Source organism: Streptomyces sp. NPDC021622, assembly GCF_040640795.1.
In the GTDB taxonomy this organism is placed as follows: Bacteria; Actinomycetota; Actinomycetes; order Streptomycetales; family Streptomycetaceae; genus Streptomyces.
On sequence record NZ_JBFACK010000007.1, the window covers coordinates 187,938 to 214,236 of the forward strand.

24 protein-coding genes are annotated in these 26,299 nt (G+C 70.9%); 11 read left to right on the plus strand and 13 right to left on the minus strand.

Annotated features, from left to right (window positions below):
• The first annotated feature begins 100 nt into the window (after window positions 1–100).
• Window positions 101–1,564 (plus strand): DUF6351 family protein, encoded by a 1,464-nt coding sequence (locus AB0G47_RS16265; RefSeq protein WP_360769499.1) that lies wholly within the window; start codon window positions 101–103, stop codon window positions 1,562–1,564.
• 6 nt (window positions 1,565–1,570) lie between these two features.
• Here the strand turns inward: AB0G47_RS16265 and AB0G47_RS16270 are convergent, their stop codons facing one another.
• A complete protein-coding gene (locus tag AB0G47_RS16270) occupies window positions 1,571–1,849 on the minus strand; it encodes a hypothetical protein (protein WP_360769501.1) in 279 nt (92 codons plus the stop codon).
• A gap of 4 nt (window positions 1,850–1,853) precedes the next feature.
• Window positions 1,854–2,651: an acyl-CoA thioesterase domain-containing protein gene (locus AB0G47_RS16275; protein WP_360769504.1), complete on the minus strand. Its 798-nt coding sequence runs from the start codon at window positions 2,649–2,651 to the stop codon at window positions 1,854–1,856.
• Window positions 2,652–2,888: 237 nt separating this feature from the next.
• Between AB0G47_RS16275 and AB0G47_RS16280 the strand changes: the two genes are divergently transcribed.
• Window positions 2,889–3,410: a GNAT family N-acetyltransferase gene (locus tag AB0G47_RS16280; protein WP_360769507.1), complete on the plus strand. Its 522-nt coding sequence runs from the start codon at window positions 2,889–2,891 to the stop codon at window positions 3,408–3,410.
• Window positions 3,411–3,420: 10 nt separating this feature from the next.
• On the opposite strand, the gene AB0G47_RS16285 is transcribed toward AB0G47_RS16280, so the two are convergent.
• Both AB0G47_RS16285 and AB0G47_RS16290 read right to left on the minus strand, forming a co-directional pair.
• On the minus strand, window positions 3,421–4,365 hold the full coding sequence (locus AB0G47_RS16285) for a TauD/TfdA family dioxygenase (RefSeq protein WP_360769510.1): 945 nt from the start codon (window positions 4,363–4,365) through the stop codon (window positions 3,421–3,423).
• 173 nt (window positions 4,366–4,538) lie between these two features.
• On the minus strand, window positions 4,539–5,363 hold the full coding sequence (locus AB0G47_RS16290) for an SAM-dependent methyltransferase (protein WP_360769512.1): 825 nt from the start codon (window positions 5,361–5,363) through the stop codon (window positions 4,539–4,541).
• Window positions 5,364–5,626: 263 nt separating this feature from the next.
• On the opposite strand from AB0G47_RS16290, the gene lpdA reads away from it, so the two are divergent.
• Window positions 5,627–7,030 carry a dihydrolipoyl dehydrogenase gene (gene lpdA / locus AB0G47_RS16295; protein WP_360769515.1) on the plus strand — a complete coding sequence of 468 codons (1,404 nt, stop codon included), beginning with the start codon at window positions 5,627–5,629 and terminating at the stop codon, window positions 7,028–7,030.
• Between the two features lie 98 nt (window positions 7,031–7,128).
• Here the strand turns inward: lpdA and AB0G47_RS16300 are convergent, their stop codons facing one another.
• Complete coding sequence (locus AB0G47_RS16300; protein ID WP_360769518.1) at window positions 7,129–9,114, minus strand: PE-PGRS family protein; 1,986 nt, start codon at window positions 9,112–9,114, stop codon at window positions 7,129–7,131.
• Between the two features lie 26 nt (window positions 9,115–9,140).
• Window positions 9,141–9,956 (minus strand): isocitrate lyase/phosphoenolpyruvate mutase family protein, encoded by an 816-nt coding sequence (locus tag AB0G47_RS16305; protein ID WP_360769520.1) that lies wholly within the window; start codon window positions 9,954–9,956, stop codon window positions 9,141–9,143.
• Window positions 9,957–10,093: 137 nt separating this feature from the next.
• On the opposite strand from AB0G47_RS16305, the gene AB0G47_RS16310 reads away from it, so the two are divergent.
• From AB0G47_RS16310 to AB0G47_RS16320, 3 genes are all read left to right on the plus strand, one after another.
• On the plus strand, window positions 10,094–10,510 hold the full coding sequence (locus AB0G47_RS16310) for a YciI family protein (protein WP_360769521.1): 417 nt from the start codon (window positions 10,094–10,096) through the stop codon (window positions 10,508–10,510).
• Window positions 10,507–11,739: a sigma-70 family RNA polymerase sigma factor gene (locus AB0G47_RS16315; protein ID WP_360769992.1), complete on the plus strand. Its 1,233-nt coding sequence runs from the start codon at window positions 10,507–10,509 to the stop codon at window positions 11,737–11,739. Before AB0G47_RS16310 ends, AB0G47_RS16315 begins: the two co-directional genes overlap by 4 nt.
• 218 nt (window positions 11,740–11,957) lie before the next feature.
• Window positions 11,958–13,472, plus strand: a complete 1,515-nt coding sequence (locus AB0G47_RS16320; protein ID WP_360769524.1) for an alpha/beta fold hydrolase — start codon at window positions 11,958–11,960, stop codon at window positions 13,470–13,472.
• Between the two features lie 8 nt (window positions 13,473–13,480).
• On the opposite strand, the gene AB0G47_RS16325 is transcribed toward AB0G47_RS16320, so the two are convergent.
• Together AB0G47_RS16325 and AB0G47_RS16330 are read right to left on the minus strand one after the other, a co-directional pair.
• The gene (locus AB0G47_RS16325) at window positions 13,481–14,818 is read right to left on the minus strand and encodes an FtsX-like permease family protein (RefSeq protein ID WP_360769526.1); all 1,338 of its coding nucleotides are present in this window, start codon (window positions 14,816–14,818) and stop codon (window positions 13,481–13,483) included.
• Between the two features lie 3 nt (window positions 14,819–14,821).
• On the minus strand, window positions 14,822–15,622 hold the full coding sequence (locus AB0G47_RS16330) for an ABC transporter ATP-binding protein (RefSeq protein WP_360769529.1): 801 nt from the start codon (window positions 15,620–15,622) through the stop codon (window positions 14,822–14,824).
• 367 nt (window positions 15,623–15,989) lie between these two features.
• Here AB0G47_RS16330 and AB0G47_RS16335 point away from each other — a divergent pair, with 367 nt between their 5' ends.
• The gene (locus AB0G47_RS16335; RefSeq protein ID WP_360769532.1) at window positions 15,990–16,316 is read left to right on the plus strand and encodes a hypothetical protein; all 327 of its coding nucleotides are present in this window, start codon (window positions 15,990–15,992) and stop codon (window positions 16,314–16,316) included.
• 9 nt (window positions 16,317–16,325) lie between these two features.
• On the opposite strand, the gene asnB is transcribed toward AB0G47_RS16335, so the two are convergent.
• The gene (gene asnB / locus AB0G47_RS16340) at window positions 16,326–18,167 is read right to left on the minus strand and encodes an asparagine synthase (glutamine-hydrolyzing) (RefSeq protein WP_360769534.1); all 1,842 of its coding nucleotides are present in this window, start codon (window positions 18,165–18,167) and stop codon (window positions 16,326–16,328) included.
• Between the two features lie 163 nt (window positions 18,168–18,330).
• Window positions 18,331–18,906 (minus strand): helix-turn-helix domain-containing protein, encoded by a 576-nt coding sequence (locus AB0G47_RS16345; protein WP_360769994.1) that lies wholly within the window; start codon window positions 18,904–18,906, stop codon window positions 18,331–18,333.
• A gap of 156 nt (window positions 18,907–19,062) precedes the next feature.
• Here AB0G47_RS16345 and AB0G47_RS16350 point away from each other — a divergent pair, with 156 nt between their 5' ends.
• Window positions 19,063–20,025 carry a DMT family transporter gene (locus AB0G47_RS16350; RefSeq protein WP_360769536.1) on the plus strand — a complete coding sequence of 321 codons (963 nt, stop codon included), beginning with the start codon at window positions 19,063–19,065 and terminating at the stop codon, window positions 20,023–20,025.
• Here AB0G47_RS16350 and AB0G47_RS16355 read toward each other — a convergent pair.
• From AB0G47_RS16355 to AB0G47_RS16365, 3 genes are all read right to left on the minus strand, one after another.
• Window positions 19,998–20,444 (minus strand): cupin domain-containing protein, encoded by a 447-nt coding sequence (locus AB0G47_RS16355; RefSeq protein WP_360769538.1) that lies wholly within the window; start codon window positions 20,442–20,444, stop codon window positions 19,998–20,000. The genes AB0G47_RS16350 and AB0G47_RS16355 overlap by 28 nt on opposite strands.
• A gap of 196 nt (window positions 20,445–20,640) precedes the next feature.
• Window positions 20,641–21,228 carry a TetR family transcriptional regulator gene (locus AB0G47_RS16360; RefSeq protein WP_360769541.1) on the minus strand — a complete coding sequence of 196 codons (588 nt, stop codon included), beginning with the start codon at window positions 21,226–21,228 and terminating at the stop codon, window positions 20,641–20,643.
• Window positions 21,225–22,712, minus strand: coding sequence for an MFS transporter (locus AB0G47_RS16365; protein WP_360769543.1), 1,488 nt, complete (start codon window positions 22,710–22,712; stop codon window positions 21,225–21,227). Before AB0G47_RS16365 ends, AB0G47_RS16360 begins: the two co-directional genes overlap by 4 nt.
• 236 nt (window positions 22,713–22,948) lie before the next feature.
• Here AB0G47_RS16365 and AB0G47_RS16370 point away from each other — a divergent pair, with 236 nt between their 5' ends.
• The 3 genes from AB0G47_RS16370 (at window position 22,949) to AB0G47_RS16380 (ending at window position 26,279) form a co-directional block, all read left to right on the plus strand.
• Entirely contained in the window at window positions 22,949–23,845 is an 897-nt protein-coding gene (locus AB0G47_RS16370; protein ID WP_360769546.1) for a Gfo/Idh/MocA family oxidoreductase, read from the plus strand.
• Window positions 23,846–24,299: 454 nt separating this feature from the next.
• The gene (locus tag AB0G47_RS16375; protein ID WP_360769548.1) at window positions 24,300–25,121 is read left to right on the plus strand and encodes a helix-turn-helix domain-containing protein; all 822 of its coding nucleotides are present in this window, start codon (window positions 24,300–24,302) and stop codon (window positions 25,119–25,121) included.
• Window positions 25,122–25,238: 117 nt separating this feature from the next.
• Window positions 25,239–26,279 (plus strand): PhlD, encoded by a 1,041-nt coding sequence (locus tag AB0G47_RS16380; protein ID WP_360769550.1) that lies wholly within the window; start codon window positions 25,239–25,241, stop codon window positions 26,277–26,279.
• Window positions 26,280–26,299: the final 20 nt, after the last annotated feature.

Genomic DNA, 26,299 nt, shown 5'->3' on the forward strand with positions numbered 1-26,299 from the left:
GTGGCCCTCGCCCCCGGCGGTTCCTAACATCCCGGCTCGCAGCGCAAGTTCACGCCGACCACCGAGCACCGCGCACCGCGCACCCACGGGGAGCCGTTCCATGAGCACACCTGACGCACCGACGCCCCTGCCCCGGCGATCGCAGTTCCGCCGGCTCCGCCCGGCGGCCCTGGCGGCCGCGCTCGCCGCCGTGCTGCTCGGCACGCTCGGCACCGCGACCGACACCCAGGCCAAGACCCCGGGCCCGGCACCCACGACCTGCCCGCCCCGCCTGCTCGACACGGCGCGGTGCTACAGCGGGCAGGACGCCAACGGGGCGCACTACACGATGGCGGTGCCCTCGGACTGGAACGGCTCCCTCGTCGTGCACGCCCACGGCGGCCCCGACCTCGGCGACGCGTCCGACCCCGCCCGCAGCGCCGACGACCTGGAGCGGTGGGCGGTGATGGTCGACGAGGGATACGCCTGGGCCGGCTCCGCCTACCGTCGCGGCGGCTACGGCACGCGGATGGCCGCCGCCGACACCGAGAACGTACGCCGCCTGTTCGTGAAGGAGTTCGGCACGCCGCGGCGCACCTACGTGCACGGCCAGTCCTGGGGCGGCAACGTCGCCGCCAAGGTCGCGGAGACGTACGGCGCACGGCCGGGGGTGTACGACGGGGCGCTGCTCACCAGCGGTGTGCTCGGCGGGGGTTCGCGCGGCTACGACTACCGCGTCGACCTGCGGGTGGTCTACCAGTACTACTGCCAGAACCATCCCCGGCCCAGCGAGCCCAAGTACCCGCTGTGGCAGGGGCTGCGCGCGGACTCCACCATGACGGCCGCGGGCCTGCGCTCCCGCCTCCAGGAATGCACCGGTTACGCGTCACCGCCGGCGGACAGAACCGCCCTGCAGCAGCGCAACCTCGACGACATCCTCGCCGTCACCCGCATCCCGGAACGGGCCATCGAATCGCATCTGCGCTTCGCGACGTTCACCTTCCGGGACATCGTGGCGAGCCGCCTCGACGGCCGCAATCCGTTCGGCAACCGAGGCGTCAAGTACTCGGGTTCACACGACGACAAGGCCCTCAACGCCGGTGTCGAACGCTTCTCGCCCGACCCCACGGCCCGCCGTGACCTCTCCTACGACAGCGACCTCACGGGCCGGGTGCCGATCCCGGTCCTCACCCTGCACGCGATCGACGACCCGACGGCCTTCGTCGAGCACGAGGCGGCCTACCGCGCCACGCTGCGCGGCGCGGGCCGGGAGAGCCACCTCGTCCAGACCTTCACGACGGAGACGGAGCACAGCGCACTGAGCGATTCGGAGTACGCCAATTCCCTGTCTATGCTGGACACTTGGGCCCGAACGGACAACAAGCCGACCCCACACTCGATCGCAAGGTCCTGCGCAGCCTTCGACGAGCGGTACGGCAGCGGATGCTTCTACACCCCGGACTTCCGCCCCGCACCGTACGCCGCACGCATCAGGCCCCGCCCCGGCGGCCTCTCCTGGCCGGCGATGACGGCCGCGCAGGAGAAGGCGTGGAGCAGGATCGACGGGGTGGGGATCGCGCCTTGACCCCGGCTACCGGGCGGCGCGCCGGGTGACCGGTCGGGACAGCGCGTCCGGTGGGTCGAAGGACAGGCCGTTCTCGTCGTCCTGGAGGGGCAGGCCCAGGAGGGCCCGTGGTCCGGGCAGCGCGTTCACGTGCCGGCGCAGGGCGAAGCCCGGCCAGTCGACGGGCTGTTCCCCGGTCAGCGGGCGGCCGGTCAGCGCCCGCAGCCGGTGGCCGTGTGCGGCCTCGGCGGCGCGAGGGCTGTTGGTCCACCGCGGCTCGTAGCCCGCGATGCCGAAGTTGAACACGCGGTCACCGTTGCGGTCCGGCCGGAGGGAACAGCGTCTCCTGGGCCAGGCTCGCCGCCAGTGTTCCCTCCGTGGTGTACATGCCGCCGGTGTACCAGCCGCGGCCCTGCGCGACGGTTTTCGGGATCATGTCGAGGAGGATCCAGGAGTCGAAGCTGACCTGGCGGTGGAACCAGACCGTGTGGTCGAGGGTGATGCCCGCGTACTTGCCGCCGCCGCTGACGCCGGAGATGCCGGTCGACACGTCGGAGAGGTACGTCAGGGCGCAGGCGTCAAGGAGCGGGTTCTGAGGGAGGGTGTCCTTGGTGCGCGCCCACAGCCGCGTGGGCCTGCCCCGGCCCCACGGCTGGGTCTGCGCCGGAAGCCGCCATTCGAGCAGCGGGAAGCGCCCCATCTCGAAGGGTTCGGATTCCTCCGGCGGTGTGGGGGCCGGGTGTTCGCCGAGTTGGGTGTCCTGGCCTGCCGACGGCTCGTGGAAGGAGGCCGACATGGTGAAGACCGTCCTGCCGTGCTGGCGGGCGACGACCCGGCGCGCGGAGAAGGAGAGCCCGTCCCGGTCCCGCTCCACCTCGAAGTCGACGGGGGCCGTGGTGTCACCGGGCAGGAGGTAGGCGGCGTGCAGCGAGCGCGGGAGTTGACGCCCCGACACGGTCAGACCCGCGGCGAGCAGGGCCTGGGCCGCGATTTGCCCGCCGTACAGGGGGAAGCTCTCCTCGACGACGACGGGGGCCTGGTAGCTGTCCTCCGCCGTCTTGTCGAGGACCAGCAGATCGGACAGCGTGCACTGCGCCTGAGTGGTCAACGGGCACCTGCCCGGCCCGCGTTGACCGCCTTGACCGCGCGTCGCGCGTTTCGGTCCACCGGCTCCTCCTCGATCCCCTGATCCCCTTGATCCCCTTGATCCAGCTGCCAGTCTGCCCCGGCGAGCGGGCCGGGCGACGTCCGCATGACGCACATCACAGGGATCCGGGGCCGGCCCTGCCGCCATTGCCGGGGCCGCTGCCGCGCGCCGCTCCGGCCCACTGAAGGATGTCCTTCCATGACACGGATCGACGCCCAAGAGATCACCACCGCCCACCTCGTCCTCGTACCCCTGACGGTCGAGCACGCCGACGAGATGGCCGGCGTGCTGTCCGACCCGGCCCTGCACACCTTCATCGGTGGTGCTCCCGACGGTCCCGACGCGCTGCGCGCCCGCTACCTGCGGATGACCGCCGGGTCCCCCGACCCGGCGGTCTCCTGGTGCAACTGGGTGGTCCGGCTGCGCGACGAGGACCGGCTGACCGGGACGGTGCAGGCGACCCTCGTCCCCGACGGCCCCGGACTCGTCGCGGAGGTCGCCTGGGTGATCGGGACTCCGTGGCAGGGGCGGGGCATCGCGGTGGAGGCGGCCCGTGGGCTCGTCAACTGGCTTGCGGGGCAGCCGGACGTGCGACGCGTCATCGCCCATGTCCACCCGGACCACCGTGCATCGGCCGCCGTCGCCACCGCTGCGGGGCTCAGCCCCACGGACGAGTGGCAGGACGGCGAGGTCAAGTGGCGGCGGACGATGCGGACTTGAGCGAAACGGATCAGAACGGGCGGTCGCCCGCGATGGCGACGCGCTCGGCGACCCTGCGGTGCGGGGCGTAGTCGTCGACCGCGTAGTGCTGGGTGGCGCGGTTGTCCCAGAACGCGATGTCGCCGGCCTGCCAGTGGAACCGCACCTGGTACTCCGGCACATGCGCCTGCCGCACCAGATGGCCGAGCAGCCTGTCGCTCTCCTCGCGTTCCATGCCCACGATGTGCGTGGTGAACGACGTGTTCACGAAGAGCGTCCGCCGCCCGGTCTCCGGGTGCCTGCGCACCACCGGGTGCGTGACCGGCGGGAACTGCTCCTGCAGCGGGATCAGCTTCTCGGGTCCGTAGAAGCGGGCGAAGCCGGGGATGAAGTCGTGCACCGCCCGCGCCCCTTCGATGCGCGCCTTCACGTCGTCGGGGAGGTTGTCGTACGCGGCCGCCATGTCCGCCCACATCGTGTCGCCGCCCACCGGCGGCACCTCGCGCAGCTGCAGGACGGCACCGAGCGCGGGCCGTTCGCGGAAGGTGACGTCCGCGTGCCAGACGTTCTCGTACGTCGGTGTGGCGCTGCCGCCCTTGTCGAACCGGACGACATCATCGGCCGAGCCCCGCGCGAGCAGCGGATTGGTCTCCAGGTCACCCCAGTTGAGAGCGAAGGCGCGCTGCTGCTCCGAGGTGATCCCGGCGCCCCGGAAGAAGAGCACCTTCCACTCCAGGAGGGCCCGGTTGAGCTCCTCGCGCAGCGCGGCCGTGAGGGGCCGGGCGAGGTCGACGCCGCGGATCTCGGCGCCGATGAGGCGGCCCTGCGGGACGACGTCAATCAGGTCGTATGGACGCTCTTCCCAGCCCTCGGGCACGCGGCGCAGGGTGCGGCGCCCTTCGTACATGCCGTCGGCGGGGACGCGGGCATCGCGGAGCGCGGGAGAGGTGGGAAATGCAGAAGACGTGACCGTCATGGTGATCCTTCTGTGGCGAGAAACGGGTCGGTGGCCCGGAGCGGAACCCCGAGCACTGCGGAGACGCGCTCCGGCAGCTAGCGACCCGATCGCTCGCACCCGCGCCGCCACGGGACCCCGAAGGTCCGCACGGCGGTGGTCAGGTGCTGGATCATGCACGCCATTCTGTACTGCTACCCCTTGCGGAGCAAACCCCCGTACTCGTAGATGCCCTTGTTGTGCTCGGTGGCGCCCAGGTAGGGGGACAGGTCCTCGTGGACGGGGGCGAGCGGCGGCTGGTCGGCGTCGGGGCGCCAGTCCACCAGGTTCACCAGACCGGGCTCGACCGCTTCGAGGCCGTCGAGCAGGACGTCGACCTCGCCGGGGGTGCGGGTCTGCCAGGGGACGCCGCTGCCGGAGATGTGCGCGGTCATCGCGGCGCCGCGCTCCGGGTCGTCGGAGACGACCTGGGAGAAGCCCAGGTAACTGCCCGGGGCCGCCCGTTCGATGATCGTGTGCAGCACGCGGCGGGGGTCGTCGGCGTCGGCCAGGTGGTGCCCCACGGAGAGGAACAGCACGGCGACCGGCTCGTCGAAGTCGATCAGGCGCCGCACGTCGGGGTGGTCGAGGATCGCGTCCTGGTCGCGCATGTCGCCGGTGATGACGGTGGTGGTGGCGTCGTCGGCGAGCAGCGCGTGGGCGTGCGCGAGGACGATCGGGTCGATGTCCACGTAGACGACACGGGCGTCCGGCGCGAAGCGCTGCGCGACCTGGTGGACGTTGTCGTCGGTCGGCAGGCCGCAGCCCATGTCGATGAACTGGCGGACGCCCGCCTGGGTCAGATGGCGCACCACGCGGAAGAGGAACTCGCGGTTCTGCCGGGCGATGTCGACGCACTCGGGGAAGTCGGGCAGCGTCTGCAGCAGGAACTCGCGGTCGATCGCGTAGTTGTCCTTGCCGCCGAGCATCCAGCCGTAGGCGCGTGCCGACGTGGGCACGTCGAAGGGAATGGACGTCATCTCGGGCTGCTCGTCACCGGCCACAGTGCGCTCTCCACCTCTGCCACAGGGATATGGGTCTTGGCTCCGTCGCGGCGACACTATCCCGTGCCTCACGGCCAGGTGAACCCGGTCCCGATCACCAACAGGTGTGCCCACAGCGGCGGTTGGTGAAAGGGCCGCCCGGCAGCGGCACGCCATCGGGCACCCGCCCGCCCATGAGGCGGCCGGATGGCGCATGATCGGACGTACGCGAGTTACGTTCCACCAGAGAGGACCTCCCCATGGAAGACCGCTTCGATGTCGTCGTGCTCGGAGCAGGACCCGGCGGCTATGTGGCCGCCATCCGCGCCGCCCAGCTGGGCAAGCGGGTCGCGGTCGTCGAGGAGAAGTACTGGGGAGGTGTCTGCCTCAACGTCGGCTGCATCCCGACCAAGGCGCTGCTGCGCAACGCCGAGCTGGCCCATCTGTTCACGCACGAGCAGAAGACGTACGGCATCAAGGTCGACGGGAACGTGTCCTTCGACTACGGCGAGGCGTTCAACCGCAGCCGCACCGTCGCGGACGGCCGCGTCAAGGGCGTCCACTTCCTGATGAAGAAGAACAAGATCACCGAGTTCGACGGCCGGGGCACCTTCCTCGACGCGAACACGCTCCAGGTCGCCAAGTCCGACGGCACGACCACCACCATCGGCTTCGACAACTGCATCATCGCCACGGGAGCCACGCCGAAGCTGCTTCCCGGCACAAGCCGCAGCGAGCGCGTGGTGACGTACGAGGAGCAGATCCTCGCCGACAGCGTGCCGCAGTCCATTGTGATCGCGGGCGCCGGAGCCATCGGCATCGAGTTCGCGTACGTCCTGCACAACTACGGCGTGAAGGTCACGATCGTCGAGTTCCTCGACCGCATCGCGCCGCTGGAGGACGTGGACGTCTCGACGGAGCTCGCCAAGCAGTACCGCAAGCTCGGCATCGACGTGAAGACCTCGACCCGCGTCGAGTCGATCGACGAGTCGGGCCCGCAGGTGCGCGTCACGGTGACGGGCAAGGACGGCAAGCAGGAGATCCTGGAGGCGGACAAGGTCCTGCAGGCCATCGGTTTCGCGCCGAACGTCACGGGCTACGGCCTGGAGGCGACGGGCGTTGCGCTGACCGAGCGCGGCGCCATCGACATCGACGGCCGCGGGCGCACGAACGTGCCGCACATCTACGCCATCGGTGACGTCACGGCGAAGCTGATGCTGGCGCACACCGCCGAGTCCATGGGTGTGGTGGCCGCCGAGACGATCGCGGGCGCCGAGACGATGGAGCTCGACTACCCGATGATCCCGCGCGCGACCTACTCTCAGCCGCAGATCGCCAGCTTCGGCTGGACGGAGGCGCAGGCCAAGGAGAAGGGCTTCGACGTCAAGGTCGCCAAGTTCCCGTTCATGGCGAACGGCAAGGCGCACGGCCTGGGCGACACGGTCGGCTTCGTCAAGGTCATCAGCGATGCCCGGTACGGCGAGATCATCGGCGCCCACCTGATCGGCCCGGACGTCACGGAACTGCTTCCCGAGCTCACGCTGGCCCAGCAGTGGGACCTGACCGTGCACGAGGTCGCCCGCAATGTGCACGCCCACCCGACGCTCGGCGAGGCGGTCAAGGAGGCCGTGCACGGACTGGCCGGGCACATGATCAACTTCTGACGCACTCGCTGACACGCACTCCGACGCACACAGGGCGCCCCGCCGCGAGCCGTACGGCTCAAGTGGCGGCGGGGCCACCCGGTCCGGAAGATCCTTGGTCAGAAGCCTCTGTCGCGAGGCGCGAGCAGATACCGCATGACGGAAACGGGCAGTGCCGGGTGCTGCGCGGCCACTTGCGCGGTTTCGGGGTCCCGCAGCAGCCGGACCAGCACACGTGCGGGCAGTTGCGGGTGCCGGGCGGCCGCGTGGCGTACACGCTCGTTCGGGTCGTCGAGCAGAAACACCGCCGACGCCACGGTCAGCCGCGGGTCGGTTGCGGCCCGGTACCGCACTTCCTCGTGCGTGTCCCGGCTGTGCCGCTCGACCAGCTCGGCCGTCGACTCCGGATCGTCCATGGCCAGTTGACGCATCCGGGGGTTCGGATCCCGGGCGAAGCGGAGGAGGCCGCTACGGGGGAAGTTGGGGTGGCCGCGGGGGCGGTCGGGGACGCTGAGGCTGCCGGTCCACCACTGCCACACCTCCAGCAGCATGCCGGCAGGCGCGTCGTCGCAGGATTCGGCGAGGAAGAGCCGGACGATACGGTCCTCGTCGCGGGCCAGGCGGTCGACGACGTCCGGTGCGAGGTTCCTGGCGCGGGCGACGCTTCTGCGTACAAGGGGGTGCGAGGAGGCAGCCAGCCGGCGCATGGCGGCGGGATCGCCGTGCAGGGCCGTGACCCAGGCGAGCGCGTGGTGGTGGACGCCCGGATCGAAGTCGATGTCGATCTCCGCCCGTTGCTCCTCGGTGAGGCCGGGGCGTAGGGAGACCTGGAAGCGGACGGTTGCGTCGGAGTCCTTGGCAAGGCGGTCGACGAGGTCCGGGTCCAGGCGAGGGTTGCCCGCGAGGGCCCGGCGCCGGGCAGGGTCGCCGTGCCGGACCAGGTGCTCGGCGAGGTCGCGCGCCAGACAGCAGGTCTTCACCGCTCGGTCCCCGAACTCCGCGGAGTCGAAGGCCGAGCGGGACATCGGGTGCTCCTGGTGGTGCTGGAGCAGTGCCGCGACGCGGACCGTGCCGACGGGGTCGTCGAGGAGCCTGCTCCTGGCCCGGCTGTCCAGATGGGGCCAGGCACGCTCGCAGGCCGAGGCACGCACGGACGGGTCGGGGTCGGCGGCCAGGGTGGTGAGGGTCCTGACGGGCAGTCCCGTGAGCCGGACGGCTTCTTCACGGACCTGCGCGGAAGCGTCGGCGGCGAGCCGTGCGTAGGCGGCGTCCGTGAGCAGGGCGCGCCGATCCGCAGCGATCATGGTGAGGATCCAGCGGTCCCGGGGCGCCGCTTCGCCCAGGATCAGGCGAGCCCACTGCTCGGCCGTGATGTTCGGCTGGGCGTCGGCCAAGAGCTGCCGCAGCTTGCGGTCCGGGTGGGCCATGGCCGCCTCGACGACCGCCGTCGGCAACGGACGCCACAGGAGGTGGTGCGACCGCCCCAGCAGACCGGCACGCAGCTCATCGGGGGTGGCCGGGTTGAGCGCCAGGCCATGCGCCCACGATTCGCGCACGCTCCGCACAGGGCCCGGCCCTTGGAGCAGGCAATCCCAGGCGGCACTCCGCTCCTGCGGGGTCTCCCGGGCCGCTTCCCTCGCCGCTTCCTCTCGCCGGTGGCGCATACGGTCCACGGCGACGAGCCAGACCTCGTCCGCCACGGTGACCACGCCCAGCAGGGCTTCCCCGTCCGGCGAGAGGGTGACGAACCGCGGCTCGCCAGGGTTCGCGCCGAGCACTCCGGCGAGATCCCACTCGGTGCTGAGCCGCACCCGCGTCCACCGTCGCGGCCCGTGACCCTCTCCGTCGTCCTGGACGTCGATGAGGAAGACACCGTCCCCGCCGAAGATCCCGGCCCTGGTCGCCAGCCGGTGCCACTGCGCGTTGACCTCGACGACCGGATCAGGTCGGTCCCTCCGCACGCGCACGGCCGGCGCGACCTCACCCGCGACGATCCATCGCCATGCGGCCCCGGGAGGCGGCACCTCCTCGGCCGACCGGTCGCCCGCGCTTTCCAGCCCGGCACGCCGCAGCAACTCCATGAGCCCGTCTCCCCTGCACCCCATGGGAGCTCATCCTGCCCGAGCCCCCACTAGGCCCTCTGGTCCGCCCCCTGGTCGTAACCGGCGGAGAGGGCTTCAGCATCCGCGTACGAAGGCAGGCCCTCCGGCAGTGCGTCGCCCCGCTCGACCGCCTGGGCCGTAGTGACGGCCGCATGGAGGGACGCCCGGAAGAGGAGGGAGCCGGTGCTCACCCGGCGAACTCCGAGGTCTGCGAGGTGGGCGTAGGTGAGGCGGCCGGGGGCGTAGAGGATGTTGAGGGGCAGGTCGAAGGCCGCCACCAGGGCCGCGATGGTCTTCTCGTCCTGGAGCGCCGGCACGAACAGGCCGTCGGCGCCCGCCTGTTGATACGCGGCGGCCCGGCGTTCGGTCTCCCCCGCCTCCCCGGCGCTCAGCCAGTACGTGTCCGTGCGCGCGTTGACGAAGAGGTCCGGGACCGTCTCCTTGATGGCACGGATCAGCTCGCATTGGGTGGCGGTGTCGGTGAGGGTGCCGTCCGGGCGGCCGTCCTCGATGTTCACACCGACGACGCCCGCCCCGGCAAGCTCGGCGGCGAGCTTCGCCACGTCGGCCGGGCGCTCGGCGAAGCCGCCCTCGATGTCGACGGTGATCAGTGCGGGCAGCCGGGCCAGGCCGCGGGCCAGGCGCAGGGTCTCCTCGCGTGTGTCGCCCGTGGCGTCCGCCTTTCCTGCGGCGGACGCGACACCGAGGCTGGTGGTGCCGATCGCCGCGAAGCCGCTGTGGGCGAGCGCGGCGGCGGAGGCGTGGTCCCAGGCGTTGGGCAGCAGCAGGGGCTGTCCTGCCCGGTGCAGGGCGCGGAACTGGGCGGATCGGTCTGCGTACGTCATGGGTGGACGGTAATGCCCCTCGCCTCAGGTGGCCTCAAGATTCTTTCGGCGTAATGTCGAGAACGGGTTGTCGGCTCCGACGTCCCCTGTGAAAGTCGCCCACAAGGGGCGGCACCCCACAGCCGAGGAGCGACATCATGAAGTACCTGGTGATGGTTCAGGGCACGCAGGCCGACTACGAGGCGCAGAGCGGCAAGGCGACCGCGACAAGCCCGGGCTGGAGCGAGAAGGACCTGCAGGCGATGTTCGCCTTCATGGGCGCGCTCAATGACGATCTGGCCGAGTCCGGCGAGATGGTCGACGGGCAGGGTCTGGCAGAGCCCGCGCAGACCCGCCTGGTCGACGTGGACAAGGACGGCCGCCCGGTCATCACGGACGGTCCCTACGGCGAGACGAAAGAGGTGCTCGCCGGGTACTGGGTCCTGGAATGCGAGAGCCTCGACCGGGTCACGGAGATCGCCAAGCGGATCCAGACCTGCCCGATTCCCGAGGGCGCGCCGAACTACCCCGTGGTGATCCGCCAAATCATGGGCGGCCCCGACGACGCGTGCTGAACGGCACATCCGACACCGAGGACCTGCTGCGCCTGCACGCGCCGCAGGTCCTCGGCGCGCTCGTACGCCGCTACGGCCACTTCACCGAGGCCGAGGACGCGGTGCAGGAGGCGCTGCTCGCCGCGGCACGGCAGTGGCCCGACGAGGGTGTGCCGGACAACCCGCGCGGCTGGCTGATCCGGGTCGCGTCGCGGCGGCTGATGGACCAGCTGCGCGCCGACGAGGCCCGGCGCCGGCGCGAGGAGGCGGACGCCCAGCTCACCCCGCGGGACGCGTTCAGCACGCCCGCGCCCGGCGAGAGCCGTGCGCCGTCCGAGGACGACACCCTCACCCTGCTCTTCCTCTGCTGCCACCCCGACCTGAGCCCGGCCGCCCAGGTCGCGCTGACCCTGCGCGCCGTCGGCGGTCTGACCACCGCCGAGATCGCCCGCGCGCATCTGGTGCCCGAGGCGACGATGGCCCAGCGGATCAGCAGGGCCAAGGGGAAGATCAAGGGGGTGCCGTTTCGCCAGCCGGGCCCCGACGACCGGGATCAGCGGCTGGCGGTGGTGCTCCAGGTGCTCTACCTCATCTTCAACGAGGGCTACACCGCGACCTCCGGCAACGCCCTGCACCGCGCCGACCTGGCCCGCGAGGCGATCCGGCTGACCCGGTCCGTGCGCACCCTGCTGCCCGCGGATGGCGCGGTGACCGGACTGCTCGCGCTCATGCTGCTCACCGAGGCCCGCAGCGCCGCCCGCACCGGACCGCACGGCGAGCTCGTCCCGCTCGACGAGCAGGACCGCTCCCGCTGGGACCGGCGGGCGATCGAGGAAGGCTCCGCGCTGGTCGAGGAGGCGCTCTCCCAGGGCCCGGCGGGCGCCTATCAGCTGCAGGCGGCGATCGCCGCGCTGCACGACGAGGCGGCGCGCGCCGACGACACGGACTGGCCGCAGATCCTCGCCCTGTACGACCTCCTGGTACGCCGTGCCCCTGATCCCATGGCCGAACTGGGCCGGGCCGTGGCCGTCGCCATGGTGCACGGGCCGCGGGCCGGGCTCGCCGAAGTCGCCGAACTGGACGACCGGTTGGCGGGTCACCACCGGCTCGACGCCGTGCGCGCCCATCTCCTGGAGCAGGCCGGCGAGACCGAAGCCGCCCGCGCCGCCTACCAGTCGGCGGCGCAGCGCACCCTCAGCATTCCCGAGCGGCACTATCTGCAGACACGTGCGGCGCGGCTGCTGCCCTGAGTCAGCCTGCTCCATGCGCCTACGTTGCCGTTGCCGCTCCAAGTCCGGGACATCTCAGGGGCCTTGGGGGGCAACCCCCGACACGCCACCCTGAGGGCAACCCTGATCATGCCCCGGCACCTTCCCTGATTCCCGGCTCGCGTGGTTGTGACTCCGGCGACTCACGGTCATCGTCGATCACAGACCGTCCCGTGATCCGGTTCGTGAGAGGGGACTTGATGCGACCGTACTTAAGAACACTCACCGCAGCGCTCACTGCTGTGCTCGCCGCCGGCGTACTCGCCGGGGCAGCGACGCCGGGCGTACAGGCGGCGGACGCCGATCCGCCCGGGCGCGGCCCGACGACGCCGGACTCCATCGACTGGACGCCCTGCCCCCAGGACGCCGAAGCGGACTGCGGGACCCTGCGGCTGCCCATCGACTGGGCGCACCCCACCGGCGAGAAGTTCGATCTCGCCGTGGCCCGCCGCAAGGCGACCGACCCGGATCGCCGGATCGGCGTGCTGATGGTCAACCCTGGCGGGCCGGGCGATTCGGGGGTGGACTTCGCCGTGCGGCGCGCCAAGACCCACTTCAGCGCGGAGGTGCAGGAGAAGTTCGACATCGTCGGATTCGACCCGCGCGGCGTCGGCGCGAGCCACCCGGTGAAGTGCTCCAAGGAGCTGCTGGACCGGCGCCCGTCCGCCTACCCCCGCGACCAGGCGGAGTTCGGTCAACTCGCCGAATTCAACCGCACGTTGCGCAAGGACTGCCGACGGCACACCGGCCCGGTCTTCGACCACGCCGACACCTTGAGCGTGGTCAGGGACATGGACGCCGTCCGCAGATCACTGGGCGAGAAGAAGATCAACTACTTCGGTCACTCCTACGGCACACTGCTCGGCGAGCAGTATGCGGAGGAGTACGGCGACCGGATCCGGACGATGGCGCTCACCGCGAACATGGACCACAGCCTCGGCGTCCGCGACTTCCTCGTCTCATCGGCCGCCACCGCGGAGGACTCGTTCCACCAGTTCGCGAAGTGGTGTGACCGCACCAGCTCCTGCGCACTGCACGGCCGGGATGTCACCGCCGTCTGGGACGGCCTGCTCGCCAAGGCGGACCGAGGGGAGATACGGGATCCGGAGAACCCGGACCAGGCACTCACCGCGAACGCCATCGCGCTCTTCGCCTTCAAGAAGTTCTACGGCCCCGACCGGGACGGCCTTGCCACGTACCTGGCCGAGCTCGACGCGCAGGATCCGCCGGACGCTCAGCGACCCCGGGCAGAGCCCCCGCGGACAGCGCCGCAGCAGACGGCCGCGGAACCGTTCCAAGCCGCGTTCTGCCAGGACTGGCGGTTCCGCCCCAAGAGCCACAAGGAGTTCGCCCGCCTGACCGAAGCCGAACTGCGGGCCGCACCGCACCTGCGCGGCTCACCACGTGTCCACGCCGGTGTGGCCGCCTGCATAGGCTGGCCCGACGAGGTGAACAACCCCCAGCACCGCCTCCGCATCACCGACGCGCCCAAGATCCTTATGCTGCATTCGATGCACGACCCGGCCAACCACTTCTCATGGGCGACCAATGTGCACCGGCAGACCCGCGGGACCACCGTCCTGCTGCCGTACGAGGGCGACGGACACAGCGTGTACAACCGCAGTGGCTGCACACGCGATGCCGTGGACGACTACCTCACGGAGCGGAAGATACCGAGCCCTGGGAGCAGTTGCGCACCCGCCGCGGAGAACTGACCGGACGGTCATGCGGCCAGTGTGACCGCCTCCACCGCCGGGGTACGCAACGTGCGGCGGGCCGTGGCGATGCTGGTGATCAGCGTTGCCGCGGCGGCGACCCCGACGATGGTGAGCCAGATGCCCAGGCCCTGACCGGGGACGAGGGTGTCGGTGCGGACCGCGCTGAAGGGCAGGATTCCGGCGAGGCCCGCCACCGTGCCGAAGAAGACTCCGGTAGTGGTGAGGACGAGACCCTCGACGCCGACCATCCCGAGCACCTGCCCCGGAGTGGCCCCGGCCAGGCGCTGCTGGCCGAACTCGCGGCCGCGGTAGGAGGTCGCGGCGTACAGACTGTTGATCAGCATGATGCAGGAGAAGACCACGATGATCCCGACGACCACGAAGTTCAGCGTCTCCAGGTTCTTGTCCTCGACGGACTTGGCCAGACCCGATGCCTTGATCGCGTCGCTCTCGACGGCCTGCATGTAGAGCGTCGCGGTCGCCATGCCGGTGAAGACGATGAGCGGCATCAGCACACCGGCCAGCTGATCGGCGCGCCGCCGCATGTTGAGCACGGTCAGATGGCCGCTCGCCCCGGTGAGCGCCTCGAGCGGCCGGGCCAGTGTGCCGAGCAGGGCCCGAAGCAGCTTCGGTGAGAGCAGGGCGAAGCCCACCGAGAGCAGGATCGCCCCGTACGCGGGGGCCGCCATGAGCGCTGCGTCCTTCGCGTCGAAGGCGAAGGTGGACAGCACGCCCGCGGCACCGGCGAGGACGGCCGCGCAGCCGGCGAAGCTCCGCAGCCGGCCCCGCGGCTTACGCTCCCCGGCGGCCGCCCGGGTCGCCCGCCGCACCGCGAGGAACGCGGCGCCCACGGAAGCGAGCAGGGCGATGTCGATGCCCGACATCAGGGCGATCGGCCCGAAGGAGAAGTCGACGCCGTCGGCGACCTGCCCGCTGTCCTGGAACATGCCGAGCAGCGCCTGCCCGCCCAGCATCGCGGGACCGATGGCGAGCAGCGATCCGACCAGGGCGACGACCGCCGCCTCGCCGACGACCATCCGCTTGATCTGCGCCGGGGTGGCCCCGGTGCTGCGCAGCAGGCTGATCTCCTCGCCGCGCTGGCGTACGTTCACCGTCAGCGTGGAGGCGACGGCGAAGAACACCAGGAGTGTGCCGTAGCCGCCGACGACGCTCGCCGCGGTGGTGAGGCTCTCCGCGCTGACGTCGTCGACGCCCTGGGCGGCTGCGGTGTCGTGCATCGAGTTGAACGTCATGATGATCGCCGCGCCGAGGAAGGCGGAGAGCAGCGTGGCGATGAGGCGTCCGGGGCGTTGCCGGACGGAGCGCAGGGCCAGGGAGAACATCGCTCACACCCCCAGCGGCACGGCGCGGTCGAAGCCGGCCACGGCGTCGCCCAGGTGCGCGAGGCGCTCGGCGACGGCGTCGACGGTCGGGGACGTCAGCTGCCCGGCCAGGCGGCCGTCGGCGAGGAAAAGCACGGAGTCGGCGTAGGAGGCGGCGACCGGGTCGTGGGTCACCATCACCACGGTCCTGCCGTGCGCCTGCACCGTCTCCTGGAGCAGGTGCAGTACGTCGCGCGCGCTGCGGGTGTCCAGGGCGCCGGTCGGCTCGTCCGCGAAGATCACGCTCGGCTCGGTGACCAGGGCCCGGGCGATGGCCACGCGCTGACGCTGACCGCCGGACAGCTCGTCGGGGTGGTGCCGAAGCCGGTCGGCGAGGCCGACCTGGGCGAGCACGGCGCGCGCCTTGTCGTAGTCGATCCGGCGCCGGGCGAGCTTGAGGGGCAGGGTCGTGTTCTGTGCGACGTTGAGGGTGGGCAGCAGGTTGTACTGCTGGAAGACGAAGCCGATGCGCTGCCTGCGGAACTTGGTCAGCTCGGCCTCGCTGCCGCCCGTCATCTCCTCGCCGTCCACCACGACGATTCCGGAGTCGGGCCGGTCGAGCCCGGCCGCGCACTGCAGCAGGGTCGACTTCCCCGACCCGGAGGGCCCCATCACGGCGGTGAAACTTCCGCTCGGGAGACTCAGGGTCACCCCGTCGAGCGCGGTCACGGCGCTCTCGCCCGCCCCATAGGTCTTGCTGACCTTGACCAGCCGCAGAGCCTCGGGGCTCCTGGCGGATCCGGCTGTGCCCGTACGACGAAACATGGCGATCCATCCCTTCGCGGCGGACGCTCACTGCGTCACCTTTCTGAAGTTACGGACAGTGGCTGCCCTGCACATTGGGCGTACGACCCGAGATCGGGGTGGCAGTGGATACACCCCCCGGAGACCCCCCGGACACCCCCCGCTCGCCGACTTGCACGTAACGCAGCTCACAGCGACAGCCGCCCGACCTGGGAACACCCATCGTTGGTTCACCGTTGAACGGTATGTGGGCCCCGATCGCGATTCCCCCGTCCGGTCGGGGTCCACCCTTGTTCCGGCATGTGCCGACCACGCTCTGTTTCACGCCTTCGAGCGCGAATATGCCAACCGCACCGCGCGGCGCGGCCTCGGGCGTCATCATGCGTTCATGGACGGTGCCAAGCCTGTGCAGGTCTTGTTCACGGCCGATGAGTACGCGGCGCTGCTGCGTCATGCGGACCGACTCGGGCTGCCGGTCGACGAGTTCATACGCCGGGCCGTGACCGTCGACGCCGCGGAGCCACCCTGCCCGAGCACGGGGAACCGGCGCGGGTCCGCCGCCCCGGCGGCCGTCCCGCCCATCCGCCGCGATCGGGGCCCCGGGGGCACTCCCGCGCTCCAGCGGTTCCTTGACACCCTGGCGACCTCGGCGGAACCCGCCCGCCCGGAGCAGGTTCCGCCGCAGCCGACGGTCCGCACCTGCTCGGGGCAGTGAGCGGCCCGCTCAGGGCAGCACGATCTCCGGGGAGTACAGCTCCAGCCAGAGCGCGAGGTCCAGGGTGCGCTCGAGCCCGCGCCGTGACGCCTGGGTGATCTGCGGTACGTCACGCCCTGCCGCCCGTGCAACGCGCTCCCGGTCCACCAAGTCGAAGACCGGGTGTGCGGGCTCGGCGAGCAGGTCCTTGACGTGCCCCTGGAGGGCGATGGCGTACTTCGGGTCCTGGGTGGAGGGATAGGGGCTCTTCACCCTGTCGTACACGGAACGCGGCAGGACGTCCGCCGTCGCCTCGCGCAGCAGGCTCTTCTCCCTGCCGTCGAAGGACTTCAGGGACCAGGGCGTGTTGTAGACGTACTCGACGAGCCGGTGGTCGCAGAACGGCACCCGCACCTCCAGGCCGACGGCCATGCTCGCGCGGTCCTTGCGGTCGAGCAGGACGCGGACGAAGCGGGTCAGGTGCAGATGACAGATCTTCCGCATCCGGTACTCGAAGTCGCTCTCCCCGTCGAGGCGTTGGACGCCCGCGACCGCCGTCGCATAGCTGTCCTTGACGTACGCGGGAAGGTCGAGGGCGGCGGTCAGGTCCGGGCGCAGTACGTCGCCGTCGTCGCCGAAGTGCTCGGCGAACCGCACCAGCCAGGGGAAGGTGTCGGCCGCGCGGGCCTCTTCGTCGAAGAACTGCAGGTAGCCGCCGAAGACTTCGTCCGCCGACTCCCCCGAGAGCGCGACCGTGGAGTGTTCGCGGATGGCCCGGAAGAGGAGGTAGAGCGAGGCGTCCATGTCCCCGAATCCCGTGGGCAGGTCGCGGGCGCGGATCATCGCGGCCCGGATCTCGGGGTCGGCGAGCGCGTGCGAGTCGAGGACGATGTCGCGGTGCTCGGTGCCGGCCGCCTTCGCGACGTCGTGCACGTAGGGCGTGTCCGGGGTGGCGCGCAGCGCGTCGGCGACGAAGTTCTCGCTCTGGCCGACGAAGTCGACGGCGAAGCTGCGTACGCTCATCCCCGCTTCGGCCAGTTGGCGCGCGGCGAGCGCGGTCATCGCCGAGGAGTCGAGCCCTCCGGAGAGCAGGGTGCAGCGCGGCACGTCCGAGACGAGCTGGCGCCGCACGATGTCCTCCAGGAGCGAGCGCACCTTGGCGATGGACTCCTCGCGTCCGTCGAGGTGCGGGCGGGTCTCCAACTGCCAGTAGACGTGGCGGCGAAGGCCGGTGCGGTCGACGGTGACGACCGTGCCGGGTTCGACCTCGCGCATGCCCTCCCATACGGCGTGACCTGGCGTCTTGACGACGGTGAACATCTCCCGCAGGCCGTCGGCGCCGACCCGTGCGCGGGCCAGCGGATTGGCGAGGATCGCCTTGGGCTCGGAGCCGAACAGGACGCCGTCGGGGGTCTCGTAGTAGTAGAAGGGCTTGATGCCCATCCGGTCGCGGATCATGACGAGTTTGTCGTGCCGGCCGTCCCACACTGCGAACGCGTACATGCCGCCCAGCCGTTCGGCCACCGCCTCGCCCCACTCCAGATAGCCGCGCAGCACGACTTCGGTGTCGGACTCGGTGGTGAACTTGTGGCCGCGCCCGGTCAGTTCGCGGCGCAGTTCGGTGAAGTTGTACGTCTCCCCCGAGTAGACGAGGGCGACGGTGCCGCGCGGCGTGCGCGCGGTCATGGGCTGGCGTCCGCCCGGCAGATCGATGATGGCGAGCCTTCGGTGCCCGAGTCCGGCAGGCCCCTCGATCCAGGTGCCGCGGTCGTCTGGGCCGCGGCAGGACATCGTCTCCGTCATCACGTCCAGCGTGTCCGCCGCGGTCCGCAGATCACGGTCGAAGGAGACCCAGCCAGTGATGCCACACATGCGCTACCTCCTGCTTCGCGCTGCCTGTGAGCCACACCCGGCAAACTAGGTGTAGACAGCAGCTATGTAGCAAGAGTGTGTCCTGCGACTGCGTACGGTCAATCCGCCGGTAACGCGGAACGACACATTCCGGCCACGGGCAAAGACTTTCCCAACAGCGGCTTCAGCGGCCCGGATCGACGGCGGGCATCGCACCCTTGACCAGCGCCGCAGCCTCACCGCGGGCGTGGCCGATGGCGTCAGGGAAGATGTGCAGGCCGTGCGCGACCAGGCCGCCCTCGTGCAGCAGCATCAGCGCCCGGCCGAGCCTCACCGCCCGGCGGGGGGCGAGTTCACGGGCCAGACCGGTGAACAGGGCGAGCATCCAGGCCTTCTGGCCGGTGATGACCTGATATGCGGGGTGCGCCGGGTCACTGATCTCGGCGTGCGCGTTGACCATGCTGCACCCCTTGCCGCTGTTCGCCTCCGCCCAGTCGCGCGAGGCGTCGAAGACGGCCAGGATCTTGGCCCGCGGGGTGGTCGCGGCCTCGACGTACGGGGCCAGGAAGGCGCGCCAGCGCTCGTCGCGGCCCGCCAGATACTCGACGACGATCTGCTCCTTGGAGCCGAACCGGTCGTACAGCGTCTTCTTGGTGACGCCGGCCTCGGCGGCGATGAGGTCCACCCCGACGGCATGGATGCCGCGTTCGTAGAACAGCCGGCTCGCGGCGTCCAGCGCCCGGCGGGCGCCCGGCGTCATGACGATCCTGCGCGGCGCGCCATCAGCGCCGACAGCAGCACCGGCACCGGCCTTCGCGATCCCGTTCCCACTCTCATCCATGTCCCCATACTAAACCGATCTGTATACTCGGGAGAGCGAGTAGACAGATCTGTTTACTTCATCCGGAGGGACGCCGTGAACTTCCTGCTCTCGATCGCCTTCGTGCTGACCTGGAGCTCCGGCTTCATCGGGGCCAAGCTGGGCGCGGGCAGCGCGTCCGCCGTGACGGTCCTGATGTGGAGATTCCTGCCGCTGGCGCTGGCGCTCGCGGTCGTCGCCCTCACCCTGACGCGGGCGTCCTGGCGCGGATTCACCGCGCGCGACGCCGTGCGGCAGGCGGCCGTCGGGGCGCTGTCACAGAGCGGCTATCTGCTCACCGTGTACTACGCGATCCAGCTCGGCGTCTCCAGCGGCACGACCGCCCTGATCGACGGCACCCAGCCGCTGGTGGCGGGCGCGCTGGCCGGTCCGCTGCTCGGCCAGTACGTCTCGCGCACCCAGTGGGTGGGCCTGGGGCTCGGTGTGGCCGGGGTCGCCATCGTGACGGCGGCGGACGCGACGGGCGGCACCGATGCGCCCCGGTGGGCCTACCTGGTGCCGTTCCTCGGGATGTTCTCGCTGGTGGCGGCGACCTTTCTGGACCGCCGTTCCCCCCGTCCGGTCGCTCCCGCGGTCGCGATGACCGTCCACTGCGTCACCAGCGCCGTCGTCTTCACTGCGCTCGCGGTGGCCGCGGGCGCCGCGACGCCGCCCGCGGAGGCGTCGTTCTGGGTGGCAATCAGCTGGCTCGTGACGCTGTCCACCTTCGGTGGGTACGGGCTGTACTGGCTGATCCTGCGGCGCTCCGGGGTCACGCAGGTCAACACGCTCATGTTCCTGATGGCGCCGGTCACCGCGCTGTGGGGTGCGCTCATGTTCGGCGAACCCTTCGGCGTACAGACGGTGTCGGGGCTCGCGGTCGGGCTCGCGGCGGTCGCGGTCGTGCACCGAGGGAAGGCCGTACATCGGGGGAAGGGTGCGGCGGTGACGGTGGTCTGCCCGCCGCAGGGCGATCCGGCCTCCGCGCCGCCTCAGTCCGCCAGTCGGAAGTCCGCGTAGTCGAAGCCGGGCGACACGACACAGCTCACCAGGACCGGTTCGTCACCGGCGGGGCGCGCCGACTGCCACATGCCGCCGGGGACCAGGGTCTGCGGGCGCTCGCCGTCCTCTATGGAGGAGCCCATCCGTATCGGCTCCGTGCCCTCCTTCGGGAGCTCGCCGTCGCCGCCGATGAGCAGGTCGAGAGGGCCGCCGCGGTGCCACAGCCAGATCTCGTCGGAGCGCACCACGTGCCAGGCGGATTCCTCGCCCGGGCAGAGCAGGAAGTAGATGGCGGTGGCCGCCGCGCGCTCACCGGGGTAGCCGGCGGGCGTGAAGGAGTGGTGCGCCCGCCACGTCTCGACGAACCAGCCGCCCTCCGGATGCCGCTGCATGCCCAACTTGCGGGCCAGGAAGGGGCGTTCACTCGCGTCATTCATGCGTACTCTCCGTTCCAGAGATCTATGGGCACGAACCCGACGGCGCGGCCCCCCGCGTCCAGGAGGCGGCCCATGAGCTTGACCGCACGCAGCGCTACCGCACGGTCGACGATACGCATATGGGGCAGCGCGTGCGCGAGACGGACCTAAAGGGCTGCACGTCGCCCGGCGCAGGACGCCCGGACGGACGGCGCCCTCACGGAGGTGTGAGGAAGCCCTGCACGGTGGGCGCGTACCGCTCGGTGATCTCGGCGATCGGCGTGCCGCGCACATGCGGCCCGCGGGCGATGCCGTACATCACGCCCAGGCCGAGCAGCGTGCCCACCGCGAGCTCGGCGCGCAGGCCCGCGTCCGGTCCTTCGAGGCGTTCGCCGAGGCGCTGTGCCACCTGCGTACGGAAGTTGCTGCGCAGGATGTCGCCCTGTTCGCCGTGGAGCGGGGCGAAGACGATGCGCAGGATGGGGTCGGCGCCGTGCTCGGCCTGGCCGGTCAGCAGATGGTGGACCATGTGCCGGCCGAGCCCGGCGAGCGGTGCGTCCAGGAGGGCGTCGGCATCGGTCTCGAAGGACATGACGCGGGCGAAGAGCGCGTCCTTGTTGCCGAAGTACTTGAGGATCAACGGAGGGCTCACACCGGCCCGTTCGGCGACGGCCCTGAGCGTGATGTCGGCGTGCGCGTGCCGGGCGAGGAGGTACCGGGCCGCCCGGATGATGGCGGCCTTGGTCCCCTCGGCGTCACGGCGGCCGTGGACCTCGGGGCCGGCGTCCGCTGTCGAGGCGGTCATGGCGTCAGCTTCTCCCTTCCGGGGCCGTCCGCCGCCAGGGGGCCTGGCCGCCCTGCCGTCCGCTCCGGACCGTCCGGTGCCTTCTCCGAGGGTATGGCCAGGGCCGTGGCGCAGGCGACGAGCGCGATGATTCCCGCCATCGCGAAGGCCAGTTGATAGCCGGGCAGGGTCGGCACCCGCAGCCCGTCCACGGTGGTGGCGTGCCGGACGAGCACGGCGGCGACCGCGGCACTGCACACGCTCTGCCCGATGGTGCGCATGAGCACGTTCACTCCGCTCGCGGACGCCGTCTGGGTCGGCGGCACGGCCCGCAGGATCAGGGTGGGCAGGGCCGAGTACGCGAAGGTGGTCCCCGTCGAGACCACGGCCGCGCCCAGGATGATCACCCACAGATGGCGGCTGTCCACGATCCGCACGGCATAGCCGAGCGCCATGACGGCACCGCCGATCGCCAGGGTCACGCGGGCGCCGTGGCGGGTGGAGACGCGGGCCGAGACGGGCGAGAGGACCAGCATGATCACTCCGTTGGGCAGCAGACACAGGCCCGTCGCCACGATCGAGAGGCCAAGGCCGTAGCCGCCGGCGACCGGCGCCTGCACCAGCTGGGCGGTGACGAGGGAGTTGGCGTAGAAGGCGAACCCGGCCAGGAGCGCGGCCACATGGGGCAGCGCCACCCGCCGCCCGGCCGCCAGGCGCAGGTCCACCAGCGGCTGCTCCGCCCGCAGTTGCTGTCGCCACCACACGGACAGGATGACGACGGCCCCGGCGAACAGGCCGATCACGGGCGCACTGCTCCACCCCCACTGCCCGCCCTGGGACACGGCGAGCAGCAGACAGACGAGCCCGGCCGCGAGCCCAAGGGCGCCCCAGGTGTCGAAGCGGCCCGGCGAGCGGACCGGCGACTCGGCCACGGTCCACCAGGCGAGGGCGAGCCCGACGGCGCCCAGCGCGCTCGTGGCCCAGAACATGGCGTGCCAGTCGGCGTACTGCACGATCAGCGCGGCGAGCGGCAGGCCGAGCGCCGCCCCGATGCCGACCGTCGAGCTCATCAGGGCCACGGCGGATCCGGTGCGCTCCGGGGGCAGTTCGTCCCGCAGGATGCTGATCGACAGCGGCACGACCGCGGCCGCCGCGCCCTGCAGCGCGCGGGCCGCGATCAGCACCCGGATGTCCGAGGTCAGCGCGCAGAGCACCGACCCTGCGGTCATCAGACCGAGCGCGGCGAGCAGCACCCGCCGCTTGCCGTACATGTCGCCGGCCCTGCCGAGCACGGGCGTGAGGACCGCACCGGCCAGGAGCGTGGCGGTGACCAGCCAGGACACCGCGCCCGGTGAACTGCCGGTCAGCCGCGGCAGGTCGGGGAGCAGCGGTACGACCACCGTCTGCACGACCGCCATGAGGATGCCGCCGAAGGCCAGCACGGGAACGGTCAGTCGGGCGCATATGCCCGTGCGTTCTCCGGCGGATATCGGGACAAGCTTCATGATCGCTCCAGCTCGGGCGCGAAGGGGGAGGGAAGTGGCGAGGTAACCGGGGAGGAATGAATACAGAAGAAGTGAGGTGAATGCGAATTCACCATAGCGGGTGAATGGGCTTTCACTACTGGTGAGTTCGGATACGAGATCCAGCCACTCACGGGTACGCGGCAACAGCGAAGAAGAGCCAACGCCCTTGTGTTCACTGGACTTTGCCCTTCGCCGAAGGTAGCGAGTCAGCCATAATGCCGACCATGAAGAGACTGCGAATGGGCCTTGTCGGCACGGGCCCCTGGGCCTCGTCCACCCACGCTCCCGCTCTCGCCGCGCACCCGGAAGTGGAACTGGCCGGCGTGTGGGGCCGTCGCCCCGACGCGGCGGCAGCGCTCACCTCGGCGCACGCGGTGCCGGCGTACGCGGAGGTGGACGAACTCTTCGCCGTGAGCGACGCCGTGGCCTTCGCGGTACCCCCGGACGTGCAGGCGCCGCTGGCCGCGCGGGCCGCGGCGGCGGGCTGTCATCTGCTCCTGGACAAGCCGGTGGCGACGTCGGTGGCCGCGGCGCGCGACCTCGCGGCGGCGGCCGACGCGGCCGGGGTGGCGTCCGTCGTCTTCTTCACGCTGCGCTTCGCCGCGCCGACCTCGGACTGGATGGCCCGGCAGGCGGCGACCGGCGGCTGGTTCACCGGCCGCGCGGAGTGGTACGGCTCGTTCTACGCGCCGGACGGGAGCAGCCCGTTCGACTCACCATGGCGTGCCCGGCGTGGCGGCCTGTGGGACGTCGGCCCGCACGCCCTGTCGATGCTGGTGCCGTTGCTCGGAGATGTCACCGCGGTTACGGCCGCGGCGGGCCCCGCGGACACGGTCCACCTGGTCCTGCGGCATTCCGGCGGGGCGTCGAGCACGGCGGCGCTGAGCCTGACGGCGCCCGTCAAGGCATCCGGGGTGAGCGTGGAACTGCGCGGTGAGGCGGGGACGACGCTGATGCCTTCGGGAGGCGGGCCGCTCGACGCGTTCCGGTCGGCGGTCGACGCGCTCGTGGCGGCCGCGGGCTCCGGTCGGCCGCACGCCTGTGACGTGCGGTTCGGACTGCGCGTGACGGAAATCCTGGCTCGTGCGGAGGAGCAACTGCCCGCCGGATGAGCCGTCCGGGCCGTGCGATGGCCGCCCGTGGACAACCGCGGGCGGCCGGTACCGTGGCCGCTACGTAATGGCGAGTGACGGCACCGGCCGCAGCCAGTGGACCCAGGGAACCGTTCGGAGAAGTGTTGCGTCGTAGGCCCGGACTGCGACGTTTCCGACCACACGCATCGGAATACGAACAACCGATCCATACTCTTCCCGCTACGGCCCAATGGGCCTAGGGGGTACCCAACGCCGAGGAATTTCAGCCAATTTCAAGCTCCCCGGTCAAGATGCCCCACAGTTGTGTCCACGTGCCCACCGGCGATCGAACTCGCAGGTCGGTGGTCCCGCGCTGACCATGATGCCGTACGCACTGATCGTTTTTCTTCGGGCAATCTTTACTACCAAAGCTGCTAGGAATATTTAGACTGCTGATGCTCAACTCGGCGTGTACCCAGAGGGATTACCCACCATGAACAAGACGGCGCTGCGCGCTCTGCTCCGCGAACGACGCGCCCTCATCGCCCCCGAAGCGCACGGCTTCAGCCGCCCCACGGGTCAGGGGCGGCGCGCGCGCGGCCTCTCGCAGCATCAGGTGGACCAACTGCTGCACCGGACGATCGGGACGTATCACCGCCTGGAGTCGGGCAGTTACCCCAATCCGCCCACCTCCCTGCTCCGGGACGTGGCGCGGCTCTTCGGGCTGAACGAGCAGGAGTGGGTCTCGCTCTGCAGGTACGCGCTGCTGCAGGAGCCGCCGGGGCCGTTGCACCAGTCGTCGGGCAAGGAGATCCCCGGGGTCTGGCAGGAGGCGGTCGAGAGCATCGGGCACATGGCGTACGTCACCGACGCGTCGTGGGACATGCTCGCCTACAACAAGCCGTTCGCCGATCTGTTCACCAACGGGGTCGTTCCCACCAACACGATGCGGTGGATGCTCCTGGACTCCGGCGGCCGCGAAGCACTGACGGACTGGCACACGGCCTGGGCCCCCATGGTGCTGCCTCAACTGCGCGCGGCGCTCGCGTCCCGGCCGGACGACGAGGTGCTGCGCCAGATAGAGAAGGAAGTACTCGAAGACGCCGAGGCCGCTCCCCTCTACGAAGCCGGTGACTTCTTCTCACATCCCGACGGCGACGAACGCCCCCTGCGCCACGCCCAACAGGGGCCCGGCTGGCTCACCATGTGTGCGGCGCAGCCCATGACGGCACCCGGCGCACGGCTGATCATCCTGGTGTTCCACCCGGGCGAGAAGCGGGCCCATACCCGCGCCCCTATGCTGCGGGCCCACTGACGGCACGTCATATATCTCCCAATCGTCCGGCTTTCGGATAGGGGACCAGTTCAGCGCGGTGAAGTACGTTGTGCCGCACGTCCCCCCACTCCGATCCAGCCCCCGTGGGAGTCACCCGTGCCCGCCTATGTGTCAAGACCCCAGACCGTCTTCGGTGACCAAAAGATCACCACCGCCGAAATCGCGGACGACATACGTACGCACCACCCCGACCATCCTCGGCTCGGCGCGATCCTCCGCGTCGTGGACAACTGCGGTGTGAGCACGCGCTTCTTCACCCGCCCCATCGACTCCCCCGGCATCGCGGGCACGGCCGACGTCGGTGTGCGGGCGGAGGCCGCTTTCCAGGACTCTCTCGTGATGGCGGAACGTGCCGCCCACGCGGCCCTCGATGCGGCGGGGCTGGCCGCGCAGGACATCGACGCGATCGTCACCGCCCATGTCACCGGCTGGGCCGTGCCCAACCTCGACGTACAGCTCTGCGCCCGGCTCGGGCTGCGCCCCACGGTGCGGCGCATCGCGCTGACGACCCTGGCGTGTGCCGGGGGCGTCCAGGCCCTCATCCGTGCCGCCGACCTCGTGGCAGCACGCCCCGGCAGCAAGGTCCTCGTCGTGGCCGCGGAGGCCATATCCACGGTCTACAACCACGCCGACACCAGCATCGAATCGATGATCTACAAGGCGTTGTTCGGGGACTCCGCCGCCGCGACGGTCGTCACCGGCGAACCGGTCGGTCCCGGGATCGCGATCGACGACAGCTTCGAGTACGTCCTGCCGGAGAGCCTGGACCGCTACCAAGGCCGAATCGCCACCGACGGATTCCACTTCGACTCCACCAAGAAGGCGGTGACCGCCGCGGACGACGTCCTGCCCGCGGTGCTGGACTGGCAGGGCCCCCACAAGCCCGACTTCGCGGTGATCCACCCCGGCGGCCCCCGCATCATCGCCGACACCGCCACCGCCCTCGGCCTCACCGCCCATGACGCCCGGCACTCCACCGACACCCTCGCCGACGAGGGCAACCTCGGCGGCGTCAGCATCCTGCGGGTCCTGGAGAGAACGCACACCGACCCGCCCGCCGACGGCGCCCGCGGCGTCACCGTCGCCTTCGGGCCCGGCTTCGCCACCGCCGCGCTGCGCTGCCACTGGCACGCATAGCCACGAGCCACTTACCCCCC

Excerpts from the sequence above, each read along its gene's own strand:
- AB0G47_RS16360 (WP_360769541.1), bottom strand. The coding sequence starts at position 21,228 with ATGACCGCCTCGACAGCGGACGCCGGCCCCGAGGTCCACGGCCGCCGT.
- AB0G47_RS16305 (WP_360769520.1), bottom strand. The coding sequence starts at position 9,956 with ATGACGTACGCAGACCGATCCGCCCAGTTCCGCGCCCTGCACCGGGCA.
- asnB (WP_360769534.1), bottom strand. The coding sequence starts at position 18,167 with ATGTGTGGCATCACTGGCTGGGTCTCCTTCGACCGTGATCTGCGGACC.
- AB0G47_RS16280 (WP_360769507.1), top strand. The coding sequence starts at position 2,889 with ATGACACGGATCGACGCCCAAGAGATCACCACCGCCCACCTCGTCCTC.
- AB0G47_RS16300 (WP_360769518.1), bottom strand. The coding sequence starts at position 9,114 with ATGGGGTGCAGGGGAGACGGGCTCATGGAGTTGCTGCGGCGTGCCGGG.
- AB0G47_RS16310 (WP_360769521.1), top strand. The coding sequence starts at position 10,094 with ATGAAGTACCTGGTGATGGTTCAGGGCACGCAGGCCGACTACGAGGCG.
- AB0G47_RS16320 (WP_360769524.1), top strand. The coding sequence starts at position 11,958 with ATGCGACCGTACTTAAGAACACTCACCGCAGCGCTCACTGCTGTGCTC.
- AB0G47_RS16345 (WP_360769994.1), bottom strand. The coding sequence starts at position 18,906 with ATGACGCCGGGCGCCCGCCGGGCGCTGGACGCCGCGAGCCGGCTGTTC.
- lpdA (WP_360769515.1), top strand. The coding sequence starts at position 5,627 with ATGGAAGACCGCTTCGATGTCGTCGTGCTCGGAGCAGGACCCGGCGGC.
- AB0G47_RS16325 (WP_360769526.1), bottom strand. The coding sequence starts at position 14,818 with ATGTTCTCCCTGGCCCTGCGCTCCGTCCGGCAACGCCCCGGACGCCTC.
- AB0G47_RS16370 (WP_360769546.1), top strand. The coding sequence starts at position 22,949 with ATGCCGACCATGAAGAGACTGCGAATGGGCCTTGTCGGCACGGGCCCC.
- AB0G47_RS16330 (WP_360769529.1), bottom strand. The coding sequence starts at position 15,622 with ATGTTTCGTCGTACGGGCACAGCCGGATCCGCCAGGAGCCCCGAGGCT.
- AB0G47_RS16335 (WP_360769532.1), top strand. The coding sequence starts at position 15,990 with ATGGACGGTGCCAAGCCTGTGCAGGTCTTGTTCACGGCCGATGAGTAC.
- AB0G47_RS16290 (WP_360769512.1), bottom strand. The coding sequence starts at position 5,363 with ATGACGTCCATTCCCTTCGACGTGCCCACGTCGGCACGCGCCTACGGC.
- AB0G47_RS16265 (WP_360769499.1), top strand. The coding sequence starts at position 101 with ATGAGCACACCTGACGCACCGACGCCCCTGCCCCGGCGATCGCAGTTC.
- AB0G47_RS16365 (WP_360769543.1), bottom strand. The coding sequence starts at position 22,712 with ATGAAGCTTGTCCCGATATCCGCCGGAGAACGCACGGGCATATGCGCC.
- AB0G47_RS16355 (WP_360769538.1), bottom strand. The coding sequence starts at position 20,444 with ATGAATGACGCGAGTGAACGCCCCTTCCTGGCCCGCAAGTTGGGCATG.
- AB0G47_RS16285 (WP_360769510.1), bottom strand. The coding sequence starts at position 4,365 with ATGACGGTCACGTCTTCTGCATTTCCCACCTCTCCCGCGCTCCGCGAT.
- AB0G47_RS16375 (WP_360769548.1), top strand. The coding sequence starts at position 24,300 with ATGAACAAGACGGCGCTGCGCGCTCTGCTCCGCGAACGACGCGCCCTC.